At 73.7% G+C, this 19,563-nt stretch carries 19 protein-coding genes and 2 pseudogenes; 12 read left to right on the forward strand and 9 right to left on the reverse strand.

Going from position 1 to position 19,563, the window contains the following annotated elements; all coding sequences use genetic code 11:
• Positions 1-297: 297 nt before the first annotated feature.
• Positions 298-422 (forward strand): annotated as a pseudogene (locus tag AB0P35_RS02770) (cytosine permease); the annotation flags it as partial.
• 90 nt (positions 423-512) lie between these two features.
• On the opposite strand, the gene AB0P35_RS02775 reads toward AB0P35_RS02770, so the two are convergent.
• The gene (locus tag AB0P35_RS02775; RefSeq protein ID WP_363505768.1) at positions 513-881 is read right to left on the reverse strand and encodes a hypothetical protein; all 369 of its coding nucleotides are present in this window, start codon (positions 879-881) and stop codon (positions 513-515) included.
• A 140-nt stretch (positions 882-1,021) separates the two neighbouring features.
• The gene (locus tag AB0P35_RS02780) at positions 1,022-1,270 is read right to left on the reverse strand and encodes a hypothetical protein (RefSeq protein WP_363505508.1); all 249 of its coding nucleotides are present in this window, start codon (positions 1,268-1,270) and stop codon (positions 1,022-1,024) included.
• Positions 1,271-1,509: 239 nt separating this feature from the next.
• On the opposite strand from AB0P35_RS02780, the gene AB0P35_RS02785 reads away from it, so the two are divergent.
• The 5 genes from AB0P35_RS02785 to AB0P35_RS02805 all read left to right on the forward strand — a co-directional run bounded on the left by AB0P35_RS02785 (position 1,510) and on the right by AB0P35_RS02805 (position 7,130).
• A complete protein-coding gene (locus tag AB0P35_RS02785) occupies positions 1,510-2,751 on the forward strand; it encodes a hypothetical protein (protein WP_363505511.1) in 1,242 nt (413 codons plus the stop codon).
• Between the two features lie 103 nt (positions 2,752-2,854).
• Positions 2,855-4,189, forward strand: a complete 1,335-nt coding sequence (locus tag AB0P35_RS02790; protein WP_363505514.1) for an MFS transporter — start codon at positions 2,855-2,857, stop codon at positions 4,187-4,189.
• 93 nt (positions 4,190-4,282) lie between these two features.
• Positions 4,283-5,083, forward strand: a complete 801-nt coding sequence (locus AB0P35_RS02795) for a VOC family protein (RefSeq protein ID WP_363505517.1) — start codon at positions 4,283-4,285, stop codon at positions 5,081-5,083.
• A gap of 149 nt (positions 5,084-5,232) precedes the next feature.
• Complete coding sequence (locus AB0P35_RS02800) at positions 5,233-5,685, forward strand: DUF5990 family protein (RefSeq protein WP_363505520.1); 453 nt, start codon at positions 5,233-5,235, stop codon at positions 5,683-5,685.
• A 257-nt stretch (positions 5,686-5,942) separates the two neighbouring features.
• Entirely contained in the window at positions 5,943-7,130 is a 1,188-nt protein-coding gene (locus AB0P35_RS02805) for a ferritin-like protein (RefSeq protein ID WP_363505523.1), read from the forward strand.
• A gap of 50 nt (positions 7,131-7,180) precedes the next feature.
• On the opposite strand, the gene AB0P35_RS02810 is transcribed toward AB0P35_RS02805, so the two are convergent.
• Positions 7,181-7,987: a class I SAM-dependent methyltransferase gene (locus AB0P35_RS02810; protein WP_363505526.1), complete on the reverse strand. Its 807-nt coding sequence runs from the start codon at positions 7,985-7,987 to the stop codon at positions 7,181-7,183.
• A gap of 167 nt (positions 7,988-8,154) precedes the next feature.
• Here AB0P35_RS02810 and AB0P35_RS02815 point away from each other — a divergent pair, with 167 nt between their 5' ends.
• Positions 8,155-8,757: a TetR/AcrR family transcriptional regulator gene (locus AB0P35_RS02815; RefSeq protein ID WP_179419265.1), complete on the forward strand. Its 603-nt coding sequence runs from the start codon at positions 8,155-8,157 to the stop codon at positions 8,755-8,757.
• 101 nt (positions 8,758-8,858) lie between these two features.
• Positions 8,859-9,245 carry a VOC family protein gene (locus tag AB0P35_RS02820; protein WP_218835696.1) on the forward strand — a complete coding sequence of 129 codons (387 nt, stop codon included), beginning with the start codon at positions 8,859-8,861 and terminating at the stop codon, positions 9,243-9,245.
• Positions 9,246-9,338: 93 nt separating this feature from the next.
• On the opposite strand, the gene AB0P35_RS02825 is transcribed toward AB0P35_RS02820, so the two are convergent.
• Positions 9,339-9,740, reverse strand: a complete 402-nt coding sequence (locus AB0P35_RS02825; protein WP_363505531.1) for a nuclear transport factor 2 family protein — start codon at positions 9,738-9,740, stop codon at positions 9,339-9,341.
• 162 nt (positions 9,741-9,902) lie between these two features.
• Here AB0P35_RS02825 and AB0P35_RS02830 point away from each other — a divergent pair, with 162 nt between their 5' ends.
• Complete coding sequence (locus AB0P35_RS02830; RefSeq protein ID WP_363505534.1) at positions 9,903-10,466, forward strand: PadR family transcriptional regulator; 564 nt, start codon at positions 9,903-9,905, stop codon at positions 10,464-10,466.
• Positions 10,467-10,757: 291 nt separating this feature from the next.
• A pseudogene (locus AB0P35_RS02835) lies at positions 10,758-12,118 on the forward strand (flavodoxin domain-containing protein); the annotation flags it as partial.
• Between the two features lie 455 nt (positions 12,119-12,573).
• On the opposite strand, the gene AB0P35_RS02840 reads toward AB0P35_RS02835, so the two are convergent.
• Entirely contained in the window at positions 12,574-13,401 is an 828-nt protein-coding gene (locus AB0P35_RS02840) for an NRDE family protein (RefSeq protein WP_363505537.1), read from the reverse strand.
• 249 nt (positions 13,402-13,650) lie between these two features.
• Between AB0P35_RS02840 and AB0P35_RS02845 the strand changes: the two genes are divergently transcribed.
• Positions 13,651-15,876 carry a hypothetical protein gene (locus AB0P35_RS02845; protein WP_363505540.1) on the forward strand — a complete coding sequence of 742 codons (2,226 nt, stop codon included), beginning with the start codon at positions 13,651-13,653 and terminating at the stop codon, positions 15,874-15,876.
• Between the two features lie 154 nt (positions 15,877-16,030).
• On the opposite strand, the gene AB0P35_RS02850 is transcribed toward AB0P35_RS02845, so the two are convergent.
• The 4 genes from AB0P35_RS02850 to AB0P35_RS02865 all read right to left on the reverse strand — a co-directional run bounded on the left by AB0P35_RS02850 (position 16,031) and on the right by AB0P35_RS02865 (position 19,101).
• On the reverse strand, positions 16,031-16,588 hold the full coding sequence (locus tag AB0P35_RS02850) for a DUF3291 domain-containing protein (protein WP_363505543.1): 558 nt from the start codon (positions 16,586-16,588) through the stop codon (positions 16,031-16,033).
• A gap of 902 nt (positions 16,589-17,490) precedes the next feature.
• Positions 17,491-18,249 carry a site-specific integrase gene (locus tag AB0P35_RS02855; protein ID WP_363505762.1) on the reverse strand — a complete coding sequence of 253 codons (759 nt, stop codon included), beginning with the start codon at positions 18,247-18,249 and terminating at the stop codon, positions 17,491-17,493.
• Positions 18,250-18,355: 106 nt separating this feature from the next.
• On the reverse strand, positions 18,356-18,886 hold the full coding sequence (locus tag AB0P35_RS02860; protein WP_363505765.1) for a transposase: 531 nt from the start codon (positions 18,884-18,886) through the stop codon (positions 18,356-18,358).
• On the reverse strand, positions 18,805-19,101 hold the full coding sequence (locus tag AB0P35_RS02865) for a hypothetical protein (protein WP_363505546.1): 297 nt from the start codon (positions 19,099-19,101) through the stop codon (positions 18,805-18,807). Before AB0P35_RS02865 ends, AB0P35_RS02860 begins: the two co-directional genes overlap by 82 nt.
• A 99-nt stretch (positions 19,102-19,200) precedes the next feature.
• On the opposite strand from AB0P35_RS02865, the gene AB0P35_RS02870 reads away from it, so the two are divergent.
• On the forward strand, positions 19,201-19,452 hold the full coding sequence (locus tag AB0P35_RS02870; RefSeq protein WP_363505549.1) for a hypothetical protein: 252 nt from the start codon (positions 19,201-19,203) through the stop codon (positions 19,450-19,452).
• Positions 19,453-19,563: the final 111 nt, after the last annotated feature.

Genomic DNA, 19,563 nt, shown 5'->3' on the forward strand with positions numbered 1-19,563 from the left:
ACGCCGCCTGGCGGCCCGTCATCGCCGACCGTGCGGCGGAGCGCTACGGCACCGGTGGATGCCATGGCGCCCGCCGGTCCTTGCCCGTGCCGCCCTGGGTGCCGCCGATGACCACTGGCTGCGCGACGAGGACGCCGACCTGGTACAGCTCCTGCACCAGGCCCTTCGCCTCCTGGCGGTCGGCTGCATGTGCACGTCCGGGAGCTGCGCCCGAGCCCGGGCGTAGGGCACCGTCGGCAACCGCAGCCAGCCGACCATCCACGCCTCTTGTGCGCTGTGGGTCGGCATGGCCCAACCATCCCATCGTGGACGCTGGCCTCCGGTCTGGTCGCGCTCGGCATGGACCGGAAGCAGGCCGTCCTCACCATCGCTTCGCCAACCTGATCGTCCTGGTGCCGATGCTGCTCACCGGGCGCGCCGGCACAGGGCGGCTGTCCTGCTGCCTGCTGGTTCTCCTTCTCTTGGTGAAGGCTGCAGCGCTCCGTACTGAACGGGGCACCGGTGCCCCGAGGTCAGCGAGACTTCTTCCTCGGCGCCACCGACACGCTCCACAAGTCGCCGAATCCGGGGAAATCCTCGTCTCTCTGCCATGACTCGTCCGCCACCACGTGCGCTGCGGCATTCATGCCATCCACGACGTACTCCGCGTAGGTGGAGTCCCTCGACACCAGGACCACGCGGTCTGCGAGACCTCTTCCGCCGAGTTCCCGGAGGACGTTAGACCAGCGGACGTATTTCTCGATGCGCGGGTTCTGGTCCGCTCGGTGGAGACTCAGGCCAGGATTTCCGGCGAGGCGATGCACCTCTATGATGAGAGCTCTGCAACTCCAGTTCTCCGGATCGCCGAAGATGGCTTCTACCAGCCCGTAGTCGCGCCGCAACGTGCGAACAGGACCCCTGCCGTGCACCTCTTCGTGGTAATCCTTCCCCAGAACCGCATCGAGCTCCTGCGGGGACGATCCGGTGCAAATTCCTCAGAAGGTGTCCGTGGCGAGAATATCTGCAATGATTTTCTCGGTTCTCAATCCATTCGCTCCAGTGGTTGAATCAATTGCCGCATCTCCGCAGCCCGGTTCCTCTCGTTTCCCCAATTATGATCGTCCATGTGCCCCATGGCGGAACGGGCCTTGACTATCAGGTCGGCGCGCGCTTCTGGTCGGGAGTGCGAGATGTCAGGCGCTTCCTTGAGTTTTTTATCCGAGGCCATGCCGTGAGTCATCCTAATTCCCTTGGCATCGGTCCGGCCCTTGTGATCGGGGTGGATCGTCACCTCGTCCCTACTGGCCGCCGACGCCTGAGACGGCCACGGGGGCACGGGCGCCGGCCCCCGCGCCGCCCGTTGAGCCGCCGGCCCCTTCCCTCCCCCGGCGTGCCCGGCAGCGCGGAAGGGGCCTTCGCGGAGCCGAACATGATGGGACAGAATTTGAGAGAGCGTCAGCCCATCTAGATGGAGCGCGTGTTCGATCAAACCAATACCCATTGGTAGGCTCCGCCGCATAGGGTGAAGCTATGACGACGAACCGAATCCGGCGGTCCACCACGGCCGCCGCCTCCGTCCTGCTCGCGCTGGCAGGGCCGTTCGCCGCCGCCCCGGTGGCCCATGCGGACCCGGCCCCCGCCAGCACCCCCGTGCACCTGACCCTCCCGGCGCCGCACGGCCCGTACGCGGTCGGCACGACCGACCTGCACCTGGTGGACCGGAACCGCACCGACCCCTGGCAGCCCGGCCGTTCCCGAGAGCTGATGGTCACGCTCTGGTACCCGGCCCGTTTCGGCGGCGCGGGCGCACGGGCGCCCCAGCTGTCGGCCGGCACCGCGGCCGCCTTCGCGGACTCGCTGCAGCGGCAGTTCGGGCTGCCCGCCGACACCGCCGACTGGGCGGGCACCCTCACCCACGCCCGCACCGGCGTACCCGCTGCGGCTGGCCGGGACTGCCTGCCCGTCGTGCTGTACTCGCCCGGCGCCGGCGGGCTGCGCGGCCAGGGCACCTTCCTCGCCGAGGAGTTGGCCGCCCGCGGCTACCTGGTGGTGGCGATCGACCACACCTACGAGTCACTGGCGGTGGAGTTTCCCGGTGGACGGATGGCCACGGCCGACCCCGCCGCGGCGGGCGCCGCACCGCGCCGGCTGGTCGACATCCGGGTCGCCGACACCCGATTCGTCCTGGACCGCCTCGCGGTGTTGAACCGCGGCGGCAACCCGGACGCCGAGCACCGCCGCCTCCCCGCCGGGCTGGCCGGCCGGATCGACCTCGCCGCCGTCGGCATGGCCGGCCACTCGCTCGGCGGCGCCACCGCCGCCCAGGTGATGCACGACGACGCCCGGGTGGACGCCGCGGTCGACCTCGACGGTGGGCTGGACTTCGGGGAGGAGGGACCGGTCGGCAGCGTCGTCGCGGACGGACTCGACCGGCCGTTCCTGCTGATGAACAGCGGCGAGTGGACGCACAACGACGCGTTCTGGCAGCCGTTCTGGGCCAACCTCCGCGGCCCGCACCACAACATCCGGCTGACCGGCTCGGGCCACCTCTCGTACACCGACCTGCAGGTGCAGCTGCCGCAGATCGCGGCCGCAGGCCGGGTGCCAGCCGCCGCCGTGCAGACCCAGGTCGGCACCATCGACCCGGGCGACTCGGTCGCGGCCCAGCGCGCCTACGTCGATGCCTTCTTCGACCTCGGGTTGCGCCACCGCGACACCCACCTGCTGGACGGCCCGTCGAGCGGCTTCCCGCAGGCCGAGTTCGTGGGGTAATCGGGTAGTCGTACGCCCTCGTCCGTCCCTGGTGTTCCGGTGAATCTCGACATGAAGTATCTTGATGTCGAGATTTTTACGGAGGGGCGGACGGAGGCTCGCCATGCGGCGGAGCGGGAACGGGCTGGTGGCGCAGTTGCAGCGGCCGCCGGGCGGTCGGGACGGGCGGATGATGCTGCTCGCCCAGTTCGTCGACCGCACCGGCACCGGCGTATGGGCGGCGGCGTCGGTGCTGTACTTCACCTTCCTCCGAGGCCTGGACGCCCGACAGGTCGGCCTGCTCCTCGGTGTTGCCGCGGTGGCCGGAATCGCCGGATCCCCGCTGGCCGGGCGGGCCGCCGAACGGCTCCCGGTCCGCGGGCTGCTGATCGCCTGCCACCTGCTGCGGCTCGCCACCATGGCCCTGCTGCTGGTGGTGCACGACTTCGCGGTCCTGCTGGTCGTGGTGGCCCTCACCTGCCTGGGCGAGCGGGCGGCCAAGACACTGGAGATGCTCTTCGCCACCCGGATCGCCGGCGAGCGCAGAGGCGTCTATCAGGCACTGTTCCGCAGCACGGCCAACGCCGGCTACGCACTCGGCGCGGGCATCGCCGCCCTCGGGCTGGCGGTGGGCACCGCGAACGCCTACCGCGCACTGATCCTGGCCAACGCCCTCTCCTTCGTCCTGGCCGCCGCACTGGTCCTGCGCACGGGCGAGCCGGACGGGCACGGCCTGGTGGTCGCCCGGCATCCGGAAGGCGGGGGAGCGGAGACCCCGGGCGCGACGGCGGCCGCACCCAGCCCCTGGCGGGACCGCGGCTACCTGCGGTTCGTCCTGCTGGACATCCCGCTGAACCTCGACGACTCGGTGCTCAACGTGGGCCTGCCGCTGTGGCTCGTCCACCACACTGCCGCGCCGCACGCCCTCGTCCCCGCGTTTCTGGTGCTCAACACCGTCCTCGTCGTGCTGCTGCAACTGAGGGTCTCCGCCTGGGCCGACGGCCCGCACGGAGCGGTCAAGGCCCTGCGCTGGTACGGGCTGACGCTGCTCGCCTGCTGCCTGGTGCTGGCGGCCGCGACCGGCGGCGGCGCCTGGCCGGCCTCGGTGGCGCTGCTGACGGCCGCCGTCCTGGTCACCCTGGCGGAGCTGCTGCGCTCGGTCAGCTCCTGGGAGTTGGCGGTGAGCCTGGCGCCGCCACGGGCCCGGGCCTCGTACCTGGGGGTCGCCGGGATGGCCCAGTCGGTGCAGAAGTCGGTCGGGCCGCTGCTGCTCACCGGGGTGGTGATGACCGCCGGCCCGCTGGGCTGGATCGCCCTGGGCGGGGCGACGACCGGCCTCGGCATGCTGCAACGGCGCGCGAGCCTGCGCCGGCTGACCTCCACGGAGCCGGCCGTGTCGCCGCCGCCCGCCCAGCCCGACGCGTCGCCGGCCCCCTCGGCCAGGTCCGTGTCCTCCTGACATTCGGACGCAGTGGCGGGCGGTGTGCCGACGGGCGGGCGGCGTCGGCCGCTGCAAGGCTGGGCCGCGGTGGCACTCTCGATGGGAGAAGACGTGATCACTACCGACTTCGTACCCGGTTCCCCCTGCTGGCTCGACCTCGGCGCCCCCGACGTCGCCGCGACCGCCGCCTTCTACGGCGCCGTTCTCGGCTGGGAGACCAAGTCCTTCGGCGAGGAGGCCGGCGACTTCCGGGCCTTCCGCCACAACGGCAAGACCGTCGCCGGTATCGGGCCCCTCACCGAGGAGGGCGCCCGCTCCGCCTGGATGCTCTATTTCAAGACCACCGACGTCGACGCCACCGCCGAGGCCGTGCAGCGGCTCGGCGGCACCGTCCGGGTGCCCCCGATGGGCGCGGGCGAGGAGGGCCGGATGGCCCAGTTCTCCGATCCGCTCGGCGGCCAGTTCGCCGCCTGGCAGCCGATCGGCGATCCCGGCGTGGAGCAGGTCGACGACCCGGTCAGCCTGAACTGGACCGAGCTGTACACCACCGACGCGTCCGCCGCCCGCGAGTTCTACGGCGAGCTCTTCGGCTGGCAGTTCGGGGCCATGCCGCTGCCCGGCGGCATGGAGGGCACCTACTGGCTGATCACCCCCGCCGGCCTCCCCCAGGAGCGGATGCAGGGCGGCCTGATGCAGCTGCCCCCGGAGCACCTGGTGCTCACCGGCGGCAAGCCGTACTGGCACCCGGTGTTCGCCGTCGAGGACGCCGACGACGCCGCCGCGAAGGTCACCGCCAACGGCGGCAGCCTCCAGATGGAGCCCGAGGACGCCCCCGGCGTCGGCCGCCTCGCGGTCTGCGTGGACCCCAACGGCGCGGACTTCGTCGTCCTCAAGCCCTCGCCGGCGGCCTGACACCGGTCGCCGACCCGCCACCGCGCGACCGACGGCACGGGCCGACCGGGCACCCCGCCCGGCCGGCCCGTCCGCATGCCCGCCCGTCCGCATGCCGGCCGGCAGGTCGAGCGCCCCGCTCGGGGGGACGACCGCGCGATGATGGCGGAATGAAGCTCCGGATCGACGCCACCGACCTGCCCGGCCGCAGCTGCGCCCCCGGCCCCGGCTTCCCCGGCGCGACCGGCATCCACGTCGCGGTGCAGCGCCGCGGGCGGCCGGACGAGCTGCTCGACCCGCAGCCCGGGGACGCCCCAGCCGCGACCTGGACGCTGGAGTGCACCGCCACCCGCACACCCCGGGGCATCGACCTGCGCGGATCCCACATCCAGGGCGGCCCGCACGCCCGGTTCGTGTACCTCTCCTGGGGCAGTGTGGACGCGGCCGGCGCCTTCGCCGTGTTCCGGCGCGCCAAGCTGATGCTGGACGCCGTCGACCCGGACACCGCCGCGGCGGCCGTGGACTCCGGCCTGCTGGTCGCCCGACTGGGGCTCACCGACGGCAGGGGCAACCCGCGGTGCGCGGCGGTCCGCCCGCCGGCGATCACCTGGTCGGCCGGCTGACCGCACCGCCCGGACCGCGCACGCGGCCCGGATCACCCGCGTCGCGGGCCGGACCGGTGCTCTCCCCGGGTGACGGCCCGCGCCGAAACGGTGGCGACACGTGCCCGCTCCCGGCCCGCTGGGTAGCGTCGGCAGTCTCGGCCGGTGTGCCCGGGGCGGCCGCAGGGCGACGGCCCGGGCGGTTCGGCGGAGCAGCAGCCGCAGCACACAACTGCAGCACGATGCCGCCGGGCGACGAGTCGGGGAGGGAAGCGCACGTGGTCGACGCAGCCGAGGATGGGACGGTCCGGCCGCCGGGGACGGCCCTGGGACGCCGGAGGTTCCTCAAGTCCGCCGGCCTGGCCGCCGTGCCCGTCCTGCTGACCGCCCCCGACGCGGCCGCCGCACCCCCCGCGCCGGTGCCGACGGACTCGGCCGACCTGACGGACCTGCTGACGGCCCCCGCCGACGGCGACGCGGTGGCCCGCCTGCTGACCACCCCCGCCGATCGGCGCGACATCCGTTGGATCCGGCGCGCCCTGCAGATCGCCGTCGCCGTCGAACTCGCGACGATCCCGCCGTACCTGTGCGCCTTGTGGTCGATCAAGGACCGGACGAGCGAACCCGCCCGGCTGATCCAGGGGATCGTCGGCGACGAGATGTTCCACATGGGCCTGACCTGCAACCTGCTCACCGCGGTCGGCGGCCGGCCCCGGATCGTCGACTCCGTCCTCGGCTACCCGGGCCCGCTGCCCGGCGGCGTCCGGCCCGACCTGACGGTCTGCCTCTCCGGCCTCACCAAGGCGTACGTACGCGACGTCCTGATGTCGATCGAGGCCCCGGAGTCGCCGCTCGCCCGGGCGTCCGGCCCGACCATCGGCGGGTTCTACACCGCACTGCAGGACGCATTCCAGCACGTCCGCCCGCACCTCGACACCCGCGGCCAGCTGTCCGTCCGGATCGGGCCCGACACGCTGCGCCCGCTGGCCACCCCGGCCGACGTCGACGAGGCACTGGAGGTGATCAAGGAGCAGGGCGAGGGCACCTCGGCCAGCCCGGACGTGCCCGCCGGCCACGGCGCACCCGCCCACTACTACGCCTTCGGGGAGATCTTCCACGAGCGCCGGGTGGTGTCCTCCGCCGACCGCTGGGGCTACGACGGCGACCCGGTGCCCTTCCCCGAGGCCCGGCCGATGGGCGTCGTCCCGGCCGGCGGCTGGCCCGACCCGCCTCCCGAGGCCGCGGCCCTGCTCGGCAAGTCCGACCTGCTGTTCAGCCGGGTCCTGCACTCCCTGGAGGGCGCTTGGACGATCGGCGACCGGCGGGCCCTGGACGGCGCGGTCCGCTCGATGCGCGCCCTGGAGGAGCCGGCCGTCGCCCTGATGGAGATCCCGCTGCCGGACGGCAGCGGCATGTACGGCCCGCAGTTCCGCGTCCTGCGCCGGTCGATGAACGGAGCGGCCTGAGCGCGGCCCACGGGGATCGACAGTGGCCGAGTCGCCGGTCCGCGCGGTGGTCAGCCGCGGCGGCCCCAGGTGGTGATCAGGCCGGGGGAGAGGTCGGCGGCGGTGCCCTCCGCCAGCGCCCGTTCGGCGGCGGCGAGCCCGTCGGGGGTGACCGGGCCGGTGGCCAGCATCGCGGAGCGGGAGCGCCGCCAGGTGTCCAGCCAGAACGCCGCGATCGGGCTGCCCGCGGTCAGCGGCGGCACGGTGATCTCCGCGCCGACCCCGGTCAGCCCGAGCCCCTCCAGCAGCCGCGGGTACTGCGGCGTCCAGGAGACGTCCGTGCCGATGGTCTCCCGCAGCGCCCGCCACATCGCCCGCATCGCCAGCCGGTACGGGGTGTCGGGCGGCGAGGCCGAGGTGAGGTCCACCGCGTCGCCGAGGACGAGCCGGCCGCCCGGCAGCAGGAACTCGCAGAGCCTGGCCGCCAGCCGGCGGTGCTCCGGGATGTGCATCAGCACGAAGCGGGCGTGTACCAGGTCGAACCGGCCCGGGTCGAAGTCCGGCGCGGTGATGTCGGCGGTGAGGGTGCGCAGCGCCCCGCCGGCGTGCGGTTCGAGGAAGCGGACGTCCCGGTCCACCGCCAGCACCTCGTCGACGCCGACCTCCTCGGCCAGCCAGCGGGCGATCGTTCCGGTGCCCGCGCCGATGTCCAGGCAGCGGCTGCCCGGCCCCACCCCGAGGGCGAGCAGCCGCCGCCGGGTGGTGTCGTCGTACGCCAGCGAGCCGAGGTCGATGCGTTCGCCCTCGCCCGGCTGCCACGGCTCGAACAGTGTCTCGCCGTACCCGCCCCGGTCCGTCCTGCCCGGCTCGACGCTCATCGCGACCTCCCGTCCCGCCGCGGCCCGACCCCTTCGAGCCTAGGTGCCCGCGCCAGGCCCCGCCCCGGGGAACCGGGGCCCGCGCCGGGGGCGGACACCGCGGGTGCACGGCGGCGCGGGTGGACGGCGGCGGCGGGCCCGGCGATCACCCCTGGAATACTGGGCGGGTGATCGAGACCCCACGCGCGGACGGCCCACGGCTCACCGGGCGAGGCGCGGCCCGCCGCACCGAGCTCTTCGAGGAGCTGACGGCCCTCCTGATCGCGGAGGGCTTCGCCCAGCTGACCCTGGACGACCTGGCCGCCCGGCTGCGCTGCTCCAAGCGCACCCTGTACGGCCTGGCCGGCAGCAAGGAGCAGCTCGTCCGGGCGGCCGTGGTGCACTTCTTCCGCCGGGCGACGGTCCGGGTGGAGGCGGCGCTCGCCGCCGAGACCGACCCGGCGAGGCGGCTCGCCGCCTACCTCCGCGCGGTGGCCGCCGAACTCGCCCCGGTGTCGGCCGCGTTCTTCGACGACGTGGCGGCGTTCGAGCCGGCCGCCGAGGTGTACGAGCGCAACACCCGTGCGGCCGCCAGCCGGGTCCAGGAGCTCATCGACGAGGGGGTCGCCGACGGCGCCTTCCGCGAGGTGCACGTGGTCTTCGCCGCGGACGTGATCACCTCCGTCATGGTCCGCATCCAGCGGCGCCAGGTCGCCGCCGCCACCGGGCTGGCCGACGCCGACGCGTACGCCAACCTCGCCGAGCTGCTCCTGCACGGCCTGGCCCGCTGACGGGCTTCTCGGACACGGCCCGCGGTCGGTTCCGTCCGGCCGGCCCGTCGGGCGTCGGTGTCGCCGTCACCCGGGCGGGCCTAGCCTGGAGGGAGGAGGCGATGGACATGCTTGCTGATGCACCACTGTTTGCCATCATTCCGGCCGCCGACCTGGAACGGGCGAAGGCGTTCTACCGCGACACCCTGGGGCTGACGATCTCCGAGACGAGCCCCGAGGACGTCACCTTCGAGTGCGGCGGCACCCGGTTCGGCATCTACGAGACCCCGCACGGCGGCCAGGCCGGACACACGCTGGCCAGCTGGAAGGTCGGCAGCCTGGACGCCGAGATGAAGGAACTGCGCGACCGGGGCGTCGCGTTCGAGGACTACGACCTGCCCGGCCTGAAGACGGTCGACGGCGTGGCGGAGGCCTCGGGGATGCGGGCCGCCTGGTTCAAGGACAGTGAGGGGAACATCCTCTGCGTGACCGAGAAGACGGGCGACTGACGACCCGTCCGAAGGTGCGGCCGGACCTGCCGGCCCGGTGGGCCGGTGCGGCTGCCCGCACCGGCCGTGCCGTGGACCCCGTCTGAGCGGCGGTCAGCGGCCGGAGGCCTCCAGCGCCTCCCGGCTGATCTGCTCGAACCTGGCAGCCATCGCCGTGGCGAGCGCGTTCGCGCCGGACAGCGGCCGGACCATCACCGTCAGGTCGTCGATCAGGCCGTCCTCGTTCAGGTGCAGGAAGTCGCAGCCGTCCACGCGCCGGCCGTCGACGGTGGCGGTGAAGGCGAGCGCGTGCCCGCGGCCGTCCTCGCTCGCGAACTCCCGGACGTACCGGAAGTCCTCGAAGACCTGCATCACGGCGCGAAGGATCGCCGCGGTGATCGCCTTGCCCGGGTAGGGCTTGAACGCGACGGGGCTGGTGAACACGACGTCCTCGGCGAGCAGGGCCTCGATCGCCGCCGCGTCGCGCCGCTCCACGGCCTGGCGGAAGGGGTGCATCCGGTCACCTCCGGTGGGGACAGGTACTGGGGGATGAACTGGGGGTGGATACTCAACTTTTTGAATAGGTGTGGAGGAGACTAGGCGGCTGCCCCGGCCGCTGTCCAGGGGTGGCCGGCCGCTGACGGCCGAGGCGGACGGCGGCGGGGATACCCTGTCCGAATGGCGTTGCGCAACGCGGTGATGGCCGCACTTCTGGAGGGCGAGGCGTCCGGGTACGACCTGGCCAAGGAGTTCGACGCCTCGGTCGCGAACTACTGGATGGCCACCCCGCAGCAGCTGTACCGCGAGCTCGACCGCATGGCGGCCGAGGGGCTCGTCCGGGCCCGCGTCGTCGAACAGGAGCGCCGCCCCAACAAACGCCTCTACTCGCTCACTGAGGAGGGCCGCCGGCAGCTGCGCGCCTTCACCGCCGAGCCGCCGCGCCCGGGGGCGATCCGCGACGAGTTGATGGTCAAGGTCCGGGCCGTGGACGCCGGTGACGCCGAGGCCGTGCGGGCCGCGATCGCGGAGCGGATCGCCTGGGCGGAGGCGAAGATCGCCCGCTGGGAGCGGCTCCGGGCCAGGCTCCTCGACGGCCGCACCGAGGACGAGTTCCTCGCCGGCGCCGACCGGGTCGGCCCCTACCTCACCCTGCTGCGCGGCCTCGCCTTCGAGGAGGAGAACATCCGCTGGGGGCGGCGCGCCCTGGCCGTCCTCGACCGGCGGGCCGCCGCCGTGCAGTGACCGCGGACCGGTCCGGCGCGCGGCCCGGCCGTCCTCCCGGCCGTCCTCCCGGCCGCTCCTCACAGGGTCGATCCGTGGACGTGCGGACGGTGTAACCCCCGGGACCCCCGGCCGGGCCCCGGCGGCAACAGGGCCTTCCTAGGCTTCGGCTATTCGGCCCGTGCCCGGTGCCGTCCTGCCCGCCCAGCAGACTGTGAGGACCACGTCGTGACTGCCGCCGCGCCGACCGCGCCGGTGCCGCTCGTCGGACCCGCACCTCAGCCCGGGATTCAAGGCGGCCAACTGGCCGCGCTCGCCGCCGTGTTCGGCCTCACCGACCTGGCGCCCCCGCCGCTCGGCGAGCCGGAACGCCGCTACCTGGCCGGCTACCTCGCGGGCGTCGCGCTGGCACCGGCACCCGGCGGCGTGCCGGTGCTGCCGCCCTCCGCCCCGGTCGACCCGAGGACCGCGGTCTGGATCGACGGCGTCCTCGCCGGCATGTTCTCCCGCACCATCGCCGGTGCCCGCCCCGCCGCCGGCGCCCCGGCCCTCGCACCCGCGGCGGCCACCGGCGTGGCCACGGCCGCACCGACCCGCAGGCTGGTGGTGCTCTGGGCGTCCCAGACCGGCACGGCGGAGGAGTTCGCCGCGACGGCGGCCGCCCGGCTCGCGGCCTCCGGACGGGCACCGGAACTGCTCGCCATGGCGGACACGGCACCCGGCGCGCTCACCGGCGACACCGACCTGCTGGTGTTCAGCAGCACCTTCGGCGACGGCGACGCACCCGACAACGGCGCAGACTTCTGGCAGGCGCTCGGCGCGACCGACGCGCCGCGCCTCGACGGCGTCCGCTACTCCGTCCTCGCCTTCGGCGACTCCAGCTACGGCGACTTCTGCGGACACGGCCGCCGACTCGACGAACGCCTCGCCGAACTCGGCGCCACCCGGCTCTACCCCCGCACCGACTGCGAACCCGACGGCGAGGCCGCCGAACCCTGGCTCGGCGCCGTCCTCACCACCCTCGACACCGTCGACGCCCTCGACCCTCCGCGCACCGACACCCCCGCGTCGCCCTCACCGAGAACCGGCTCCTCAGCCATCCCGGCGCGGGCAAGGAGGTACGGCGCTTCACCTTCGACATCGGCGACGACCTCCGCTACGAACCCGGCGACGCACTAGGCGTCCGACCCGCCAACTGCCCCGAGCTCGTCTACGAATGGCTCACCGCCACCGGACTCGACCCCGCCACCGAAGTCGTCCTCACCGGCACCCGCACCGCCACGTTCGCCGACGCCCTCGCCCGCCACCTCGACATCACCCGCATCACCCCCGCGCTGCTCCGCCTCGCCGTCGAACAGACCGGCGACCGCGAGCCGAAGCACCTGCTCCGCCCGGACGACAAGGACGGCCTCGCCCGGTGGAGTTGGGGCCGGCAAGCGGTCGACGTCCTCGCCGAGTTCCCCGTCCGGCAGAGCGCGCAGGACTGGATCGACCTGCTGAAGCGCCTTCAGCCGCGCCTCTACTCCATCGCCTCCAGCCCGCTCGCCACCCCCAGCCGGGTCAGCCTCACCGTCTCCGTGCTGCGGTACGAGAGCCCGCGCGGCCAGCAGGGCAAGGGCGTCGCCTCCACCTTCCTCGCGGACGCCGCGCCCGGCACGGAGATCCCGCTGTTCGATGAATCGCGGACGGATCGGGGACAGGCCGTGGACAGGGCGAGACGGATCGGGGCGGGCGGACGGCCTGCCCCGCCTTCCGCGGTGCCGAAGCGGCGCGCTTCGACCTGGACCGGCCGGTGGAGCGTCTGAGCACACCCCCGCCCGCGACCTGAGCCGCCGTCATCGGCTCGCATGGGCGCGCTGTTCGGAATGCCGGAATTGAACAATTCGTTACCGAAGTCCTGCGGGGTGGCGCGCTGCGCGGAGAGCTGATCCCTGGCAGAGTTCCTGCCTTCGGGGAGTGCCCCGGCCGTCTCGTGGAACAGCGGCCGCCGCGCTCCGCTGTGTGCCCGCCCGCAGGGGCGGCGCAGGATGCCCGGCGGTCTCCAACCACCGCCGGGCATCCCGCGGGCCCGTCGTCATGTCAACGTGGTGCGCACAGCGGCGGGTCGAGGCCCCCCGGGAGGCACGGCTCAGCCGAGGGACAGCCGGGTGTCGACGGGGTACCAGGCGGCGTTGCCCGGTGCCGGGTTGAAGTCGTAGCGGACGCCGTCGCGGCCCAGCCCGACCAGTGCGAGCGAGGTGGTCGCCCAGATCCGTCCGTCGCCGAAGTCGCGGCGCTGGACGAGGGCGGCCGGATGGGTGCGGTCCAGCCCGTCACCGTCCGCGATCGCCGGCCAGTCGCCCCACACCTCGGCGGTCAGGGCGTCGGCGCCGTCGGAGGAGGCGGGGGCGGGCGCGGTCGGCGGCTCCGGTCGGCGGACCTCGGCCAGGCGGGGCCGGAAGTGCGCGAGCCGGGCGGCCATCATCCGCGAGGCGCGCCGCGAGGACGTGCGGTGCGAGGCGAGGCCCTCCATCCCGTCGTTGATGACGGCGTGCAGGCCCGGCTCCAGCGACCTGCGGGTCACCTCGGTGCCGCTCCACCCCAGCATCGACACCGCGTCCGGCCCGGCGGTGATCAGGTGGAACGGGTCATAACGCGCCCAGTCGCGGTCGGCGAGGTCGTCGCCCTCCGCGGCCAGCAGCGGTAGCTCACCGCGCGAGAGCCGCCCGGCCGGATCGGCCGGGAGCCCGAACCCGTTCAGGATGCAGGCCAGGCGGGGGGTGCGGCCGGCGCCGCCCGGGTCGACGGCCAGCCACGTGCCGCCCGCCACCAGATCGAGGCCGCCCACCAGCCGCGGCCGGGCGGGCCAGTGCCGGGCGGGCGGCAGCCACGCCCGGTCGGCGTACTCGTCGCGTGCGGCGAGAACGAGGACCGGCACCGCCGAGCCTGGATCGAAGCTGACGAACACGGTGCACACGGCGCATCCCCTCACCCCGGCGGTCCCCTACCTGCGATCCTCGCACGGGCGGCCCGGACCCGGGTGACCGGGCCGCCCGGTGCAGCAGTCAGGATCTGACGCGCAGTCCGGGCCGTGAGGCACCGTCCACCGTGGTCCGCGCCCGGATCCCGGACCGCTGCCGTCACGATGTCCACGCCGATCGGCCGCGGGACACCGCTTCGAGATGCGAGCGCGGTGCTGTCGGACCCGGGTGGAAGCATCCGCCACATGGATCTCGCCACCGTGTTCGCGGACCTCGACCGGGTCGCCTGGTCGGAGCTGCACCATGCCTACGGCCCCGCAGGTGATGTCCCCGATCTGCTGCGCGCATTGACCGCGGCCGACCCGGAGGCCGTCGCGGAGGCCGAGTACGAGCTGTGGAGCGGCCTCGTGCACCAGGGCACGGTCTACGAGGCCACGGTGGCGGCCGTCCCATTCCTGGCCCGCCTCGCGGCGGCAGGACTGCGCCGCGCGGAGCTGCTCGGCATGCTGGGAGCCGTCGCCGAGAGCACGGACGAGCACGGCCCGGCCCGGCCGGGTGCGGCACGCGCGGCGGTCGTCGCCCAGCTGCCGCTGGTACTGCCCCTGCTCGCGGACGCCGCCCGCGAGGTGCGGCAGTACGCGGCCTGGACGGTGGGCCACTGCGGGCAGGACGCGGGCCCGGAGGCCCGGGCGGCGTTGCGGCGGCGCTGGGCGGCGGAGACCGATCCGGTGGTGCGCGCGGACGTGCTGACCGCGTGCGTCCTGGTCGACCGGGACGCGGCGGAGGAGCTGTGCGCGGCCGCGCTGCGAGCGGCGGAGCCCCCGGCGGTGCGGGTGGCCGCGCTGCTGGCGCGCGGGGCGGCGGGCTGTCCGTGGGACGAGGAGTCCGCCGCCGAGCTCGCGGCGCTGCTGCCGCTGCGGCCGCACCTGGCAGGCAGCCGGTGGGAGCGGGAGCCTCTGAAGGCCCTCACCGTCGCCCTGCACGAGCGCGGCGACGTGGACGCGGCGATCGATCTCGTCGCCGTGGCGCTGGACCGCGCGGCGCGGGAGCTGCGCTCCGGCGCGGATCCCGGGGCGGCGGCCGGCGAGGCGACCTGGGCCGCCCAGTCGCTTGCGCTGCGTTCTCGGAGCGCCCCGGCACGGCTGCTGCCGGCGATGCTGCCGCTGCTCGACGCCCCGGCCACCGCCGGCGGCGTCAGCGCCGCGGTGAGCGAGTGGGCCGTGCCCGCCCCGCAGGCGGTCCCGGCCCTCGTCCGCCTCGCCGAGGGGACCGACGAGCCGGCCGACCGGGCCCTGGCAGCCCTGGTGACGCTGGGCGCATCCGAGGCCGCGGATCTCCTCGCGCGGCACCTGCCGGACCGGCCGTACGCGCTGGAGGCCGCCTTCCGCCGCGCCGTGCAGAAGCCCCCGGCGCCGCTTCCGTGCACTCCGGCGCTGCTGCTCGCCGTCCGGGACCGGCTGGCGGCCCGGACTGCCGACGCCTCGACCCCGCGCGAGCGCCCGTCGTTGACGGCAGGTGGCCTCGCGGCCGTCAACGAGCCGGTCCATCTCATCGGCCTGCTGGCGGGTTGGGGGCCCGCCGCCCGGGACGCGGTTCCCGAGTTGGTGGACGCGCTGCCGCATCGCCCCGCCCCCGTCGCCCGGGCGCTCGCCGTTGTCGCCGACGCGCGGCTCCACCCCGGTGTGGCTGCCGCGCTGCGGGAGCGTGCCGTGACCGGCTCCCTGCCGGACCGCCAGGAGGCCGCGACAGCGCTCCACGCACGGACGGGCGACATGGAGCCCCTGCTCACCGTCCTGGCCCTGGCGCTCGGCGAACGCTCCGGATCGCGCGACCACGCCGTCCGGGCCGCCGCCTCGCTCGGCGAGCAGGCCCGTCCGCTGCTTCCCCACCTCCTGGCACTGCTCGCCGAACCGGCGGAGAGCCGGGCCGACCTCCACGCGGTCGAGGCGGGCCTGGCGGCTGCCGCCGCGGTCTGGGACCTGACCGGTGATCAGGAAGCCGTCCTTCCCGTGGTGCTGGAGGGCCTGACCTGGCCGCCCGGCTTCTGGTTCCACCGGGTCGCGAACCACGCGGCCCGGGTCGCCGCCCTCCTCGGCCCCGCCGCGCGGCCGGCCGTCGTGCACCTGCTGCCGATGCTCGACCGGCCGGACACCGCCGCGGCCGCCGCGCGGGCGCTGGTGGCCGCACATCCCGGCAGCGACCGCCCCGCCGGCGTCACGCTCACCGACCTCGTCGACCGCGTCCGCGCCGCCGCCGGGCCGGTTGCGTCCCAGCGCTCCGTACTGGCTGCGCTGGACACACTCGCCGCCCTCGGCCCTGCCGCCTTCACTCCGATCCAGATCGAGAGCGTCCGGCAGCTCGCCGAGGGGGACAGCCGCATCGTGGGCCTCGGAAGCCACACCGAGCTCATCCGCGAGGACGAGGAGGTCCGCACCGTCGCCCGGCGCGTGCTGGCAGACCTGACACGCTGAACGTCCGACGCGCCGGGAGGGCTCACTCACGCCGCACACGCATCGGCCGCTGGCCGTACCCAAGTGGTCGGCGCCGTAAATCCTCCGGGGGTGCCGGCGAAGCCGCTGGTGGGCAGGATGGCGTGAGCGAAACCCAGTCGTTCAGGCCTCCTTGTCAGCGAACCTGGTCGCTCTTGGGCCCGATGCCTTTGACCCTGGTCGGAGTTCCCTCCGGGGCGAACGAGTGGTGGAAGGTGAAGGCTTGCGGCGCGGAGCCGTGGTCGTGGAGGTGTTCCAGCCTGGAAACCCCGTCCTGCCAGGTGGGTATCACGCCGTCGGAGACCCACCAGAACACGTAGCTCGGGTGTGCTGTCCTCTCGAACCAGTCGTAACGCCTGTTCAGCGCCTCACGGTGCAGACCGGTGTAGATGGCGTCGAAGGCGGAGGGCAGGTCGGTCCAGAGTGAGAGGGTCGCGGCCAGGGCGGTGGTTTCCACCGTACGGCCCTTGCCGTACCAGGTCGGTACGGCGAACTCTCCCCATGCACCCCAGTCGGCCTCGAAGAGTGTGCCCCGGTCGCCGTCTGCCGCTTCAGCACGAGCGAGGTACCCGGGGTGCTGGCTGATCTTCCGGTAGACGGCCGCGCCGCTGTCGTAGAACTCGTTCGTGAGAGGTGTTGGATCGGCGAGAGGTGACTTCAGGACGCCGAATGTGTACAGCGCGAGATGGGGCATGTGTCTCTCCCTGGTTGGGGGTGTCTGGTGTGGACCCGGTTCGGTGGCTTACGCATGGGGGCGCGGATTCGTGGGGCGTGACCGACTCATCCCGTCGCGGGTGGCTCAGCCTGAAGGAACTCCTGTGCAACCGTGGGCGATCGCCGAAGACAAGGTGAAGGTAGCTGCCTCTGCGGGCCATGTCGAAGTTGCGTTTTCCCTGTCCAAGTGGCCTCTTGCACCGGTCATTGCGGGGGCCGGGGCGGTGACGGGCGCTGCGGGGTACCAGTGATCCACTTCGGCCGATCGGTTCGCCCGCCATGCCCGTCCGCACCCCCTGTCCGACAGCCCCGAGTGCCGCCGAGCGCGTGCGGTTGAAGAAGACGGCCTACGGCTACACGACCGAGCACCGGCTGCGGGTGCGTGCACGGGTGGTGCTGCACGCCGCGCGTGGACGCTCCAACGCATGCATCGCCCGGGAGGAGGGGGCTGCATGTGGACACCGTGCGCCGCTGGCGCGGCCGGTTCGCCCAGGCGGGCGCCTGCCCGGGCTCAAAGACCGTCAACGCTGCGGCCGTGCCGCCTCGTTCACACCGCTGCAGGCCGCCGAGGTCAAGGCGCCGGCCTGCCGGCTGCCTGCCCAGAGTGAAGTACCGCTCTCACGCTGGTCGTGCCCGGAACCGGCCGCGAGGCCGCCCGGCCGGGCATCGCCCCGTTCATGTCGGCGTCGACCGTGCGTCGCCGGCTGGCCCAGGACGCGCTCAAGCCCTGGCAGCACCGCTCCTGGACGATCTGCTGGCCAGGATCGACCGGCACACCGCCGATCACCGAGAGGAATCCTCTGTCGCACCGGCAGCGTGAACAGCCCCCGAAGGATTTACGGTGCCGATCACTAAGTCGACATGTGACCTGTGGTCGGAACGTCACGGATCACCGTCGATCCGAGGAGCCGGCGCGCGGCGGAGGACGGTTGCGTCGACGAGGTCGGTCGGTTCGAGTTCGATCGCGCGGCGGAGCTGCTCCATGCGTTCCGGCAGCGGTTCCCAGCCGGGTTCGCCGGCCATGTCGAGGTTGAGGCCCTGGATCTCGCGGACGTAGGCGCGGGCGAGGCCCCGGAAGTGCAGCGGCAGGCCGGGCCGGCTGCGGCCACTGGGGGAGACGCTCACCCACAGGGCGTCGGTGGTCTCGTTCTTCCGGCCGGCGGGCTTCGCGGCGTCCCGCACGACCAGGCGGCTGCGCACCGTCAGCCAGTGCCTCATCGCCGCCTGTGTCTGGGGCGACAGCGCCACGGTCTCGGTGACCGGTTCGGCGTGCAGGTTCCGGTGCTGGGGCAGCCGGGTGACGCGGATTCTGCCGCGGCCGGCGTCGACGTCGCCCACGCGCAGGTGGCAGAGTTCGCCGGCCCGGCAGCCGGTGTCCAGCACCGTGCCGATGATTGCGAGAATCCGGCTGCGGGCCTCGGACCGGCCAGGCCGGACCGCCCGCTCCAGGTGGCCGAGGAGGATGCTGCGCGGGCGGGCGGCGACGACCGGCCGGAGCACGACCCGCAGGTCGCGGTCCGGGAGCACGACGGCGATGCCCGCCCGGGCGCCGAGGATCTGCAGGCAGTCCTCCCGCACCCTCATGGACGCGGGCGACGGCTGGTCCGGCCGGGCGGCCGGCTTGCGCCGGAGCAGGCCCATTTCCGCCGCCCCGAGATAGGCGGCGAGGGTGTCCGGTGCAAGGATCTCGGCGAGTGATTCGGCAGCCGCCGACGGGATCTCGCCGCGTTCCAGGGCGGTGCGGAGTTCACCGGCCACCCACCGGAGTTGCTTCGCGCGGGACTTGCTCGTGGGTGGTGCGCAGGCGAGCTCCACCACGGCGTTCAGCGCCTCGACTGAGGCCGTTGCTGCCACTGGGACGTCTGCCATTGGGCCACCCTAGTAGGGCTTGGTCAGGTCCATAGGGGGTGTGGGTATGTCGCAGTGGCAGGTGGGGCATGCGCCGGCCCGGGTGGCGAGGAGTGACTGCAGCTCGCGGACGACCTGGTGGAGGCTCAGGCCGCTGCCGTTCCTTTGGGGCCCGGGTCAGCCTCCTCCGCAGGGTGCAGTAGGCGTGGGCGAGGGCGACGAGGGTGACGTGGTGGTGCCAGCCGGTGTAGGTGCGGCCCTCGAAGTGGGCAAGTCCGAGGGCCTGCTTCATCTCGCGGTAGTCGTGTTCGATGCGCCAGCGGAGTTTGGCGAGTCCGACCAGGGTGGTCAGCGGGGTGTCGGCGGGAGGTCGCAGAGCCAGAACTGGACCGGCTCGGGTTCTCTGGCCGGCCACTCGGCCAGCAGCCAGCCCTCGGGCAGCTCGACGCCGTCGGTGGCGTCGCGGATCTCGCGTCCGGCGGGGCGGATCCGTAGCGCGACGAACCGCGAGTACATGCGCTTCAATCCACTACGGCCCTTGCCCGGGCGTGAACCCTCGCGCCAGGACACCGGCTTGGCCGAACCGCGGCCCGCCTCGACCACCAGTGCCTTCACGCTGCGGGCCGGATCGGGGTACCTGGCCACCGGCGCCGTCGTGGCCGCCGCCTCGTCGCCGACGGGGGACGAACAGTCAGCAAGGCCGTCACGAAGCTGACCGGTGAGAGCGCCGCCGTCGATGTCGGCATGCTGGTGAACGCCCTACGACCGGTCCGGCTCCCCGACGGCCTGGAGGGCACCCGACTCGAAGCCGACGCCCTGCGCGACCGGGTCGCGGCCGAGCTGGGCGTCGAGGCCGCGTTCACCAACGTCGACGGCGTCGGCTACTTCCGCCCCTCGACCCACGTTTACAACACGGCCGCCGACTTCCAGGACTTCGCCGAGCGCTACGTCCCCGTGCTCGGTAGCCGGGCCCGCAGCATGGCGGAGCAGCACTGATGTGAAGTCCACGGGAGGCCGCCACCTCCCGTCGGCCTGGCCGGTGTCTCGCCGCCGTCGATGTCCTCCTCGCCGACCGGACCGAGGAGAACCGGACCGAGGAGACCGGAC

Source organism: Kitasatospora sp. NPDC085879 (assembly GCF_040686255.1).
GTDB lineage: Bacteria > Actinomycetota > Actinomycetes > Streptomycetales > Streptomycetaceae > Kitasatospora.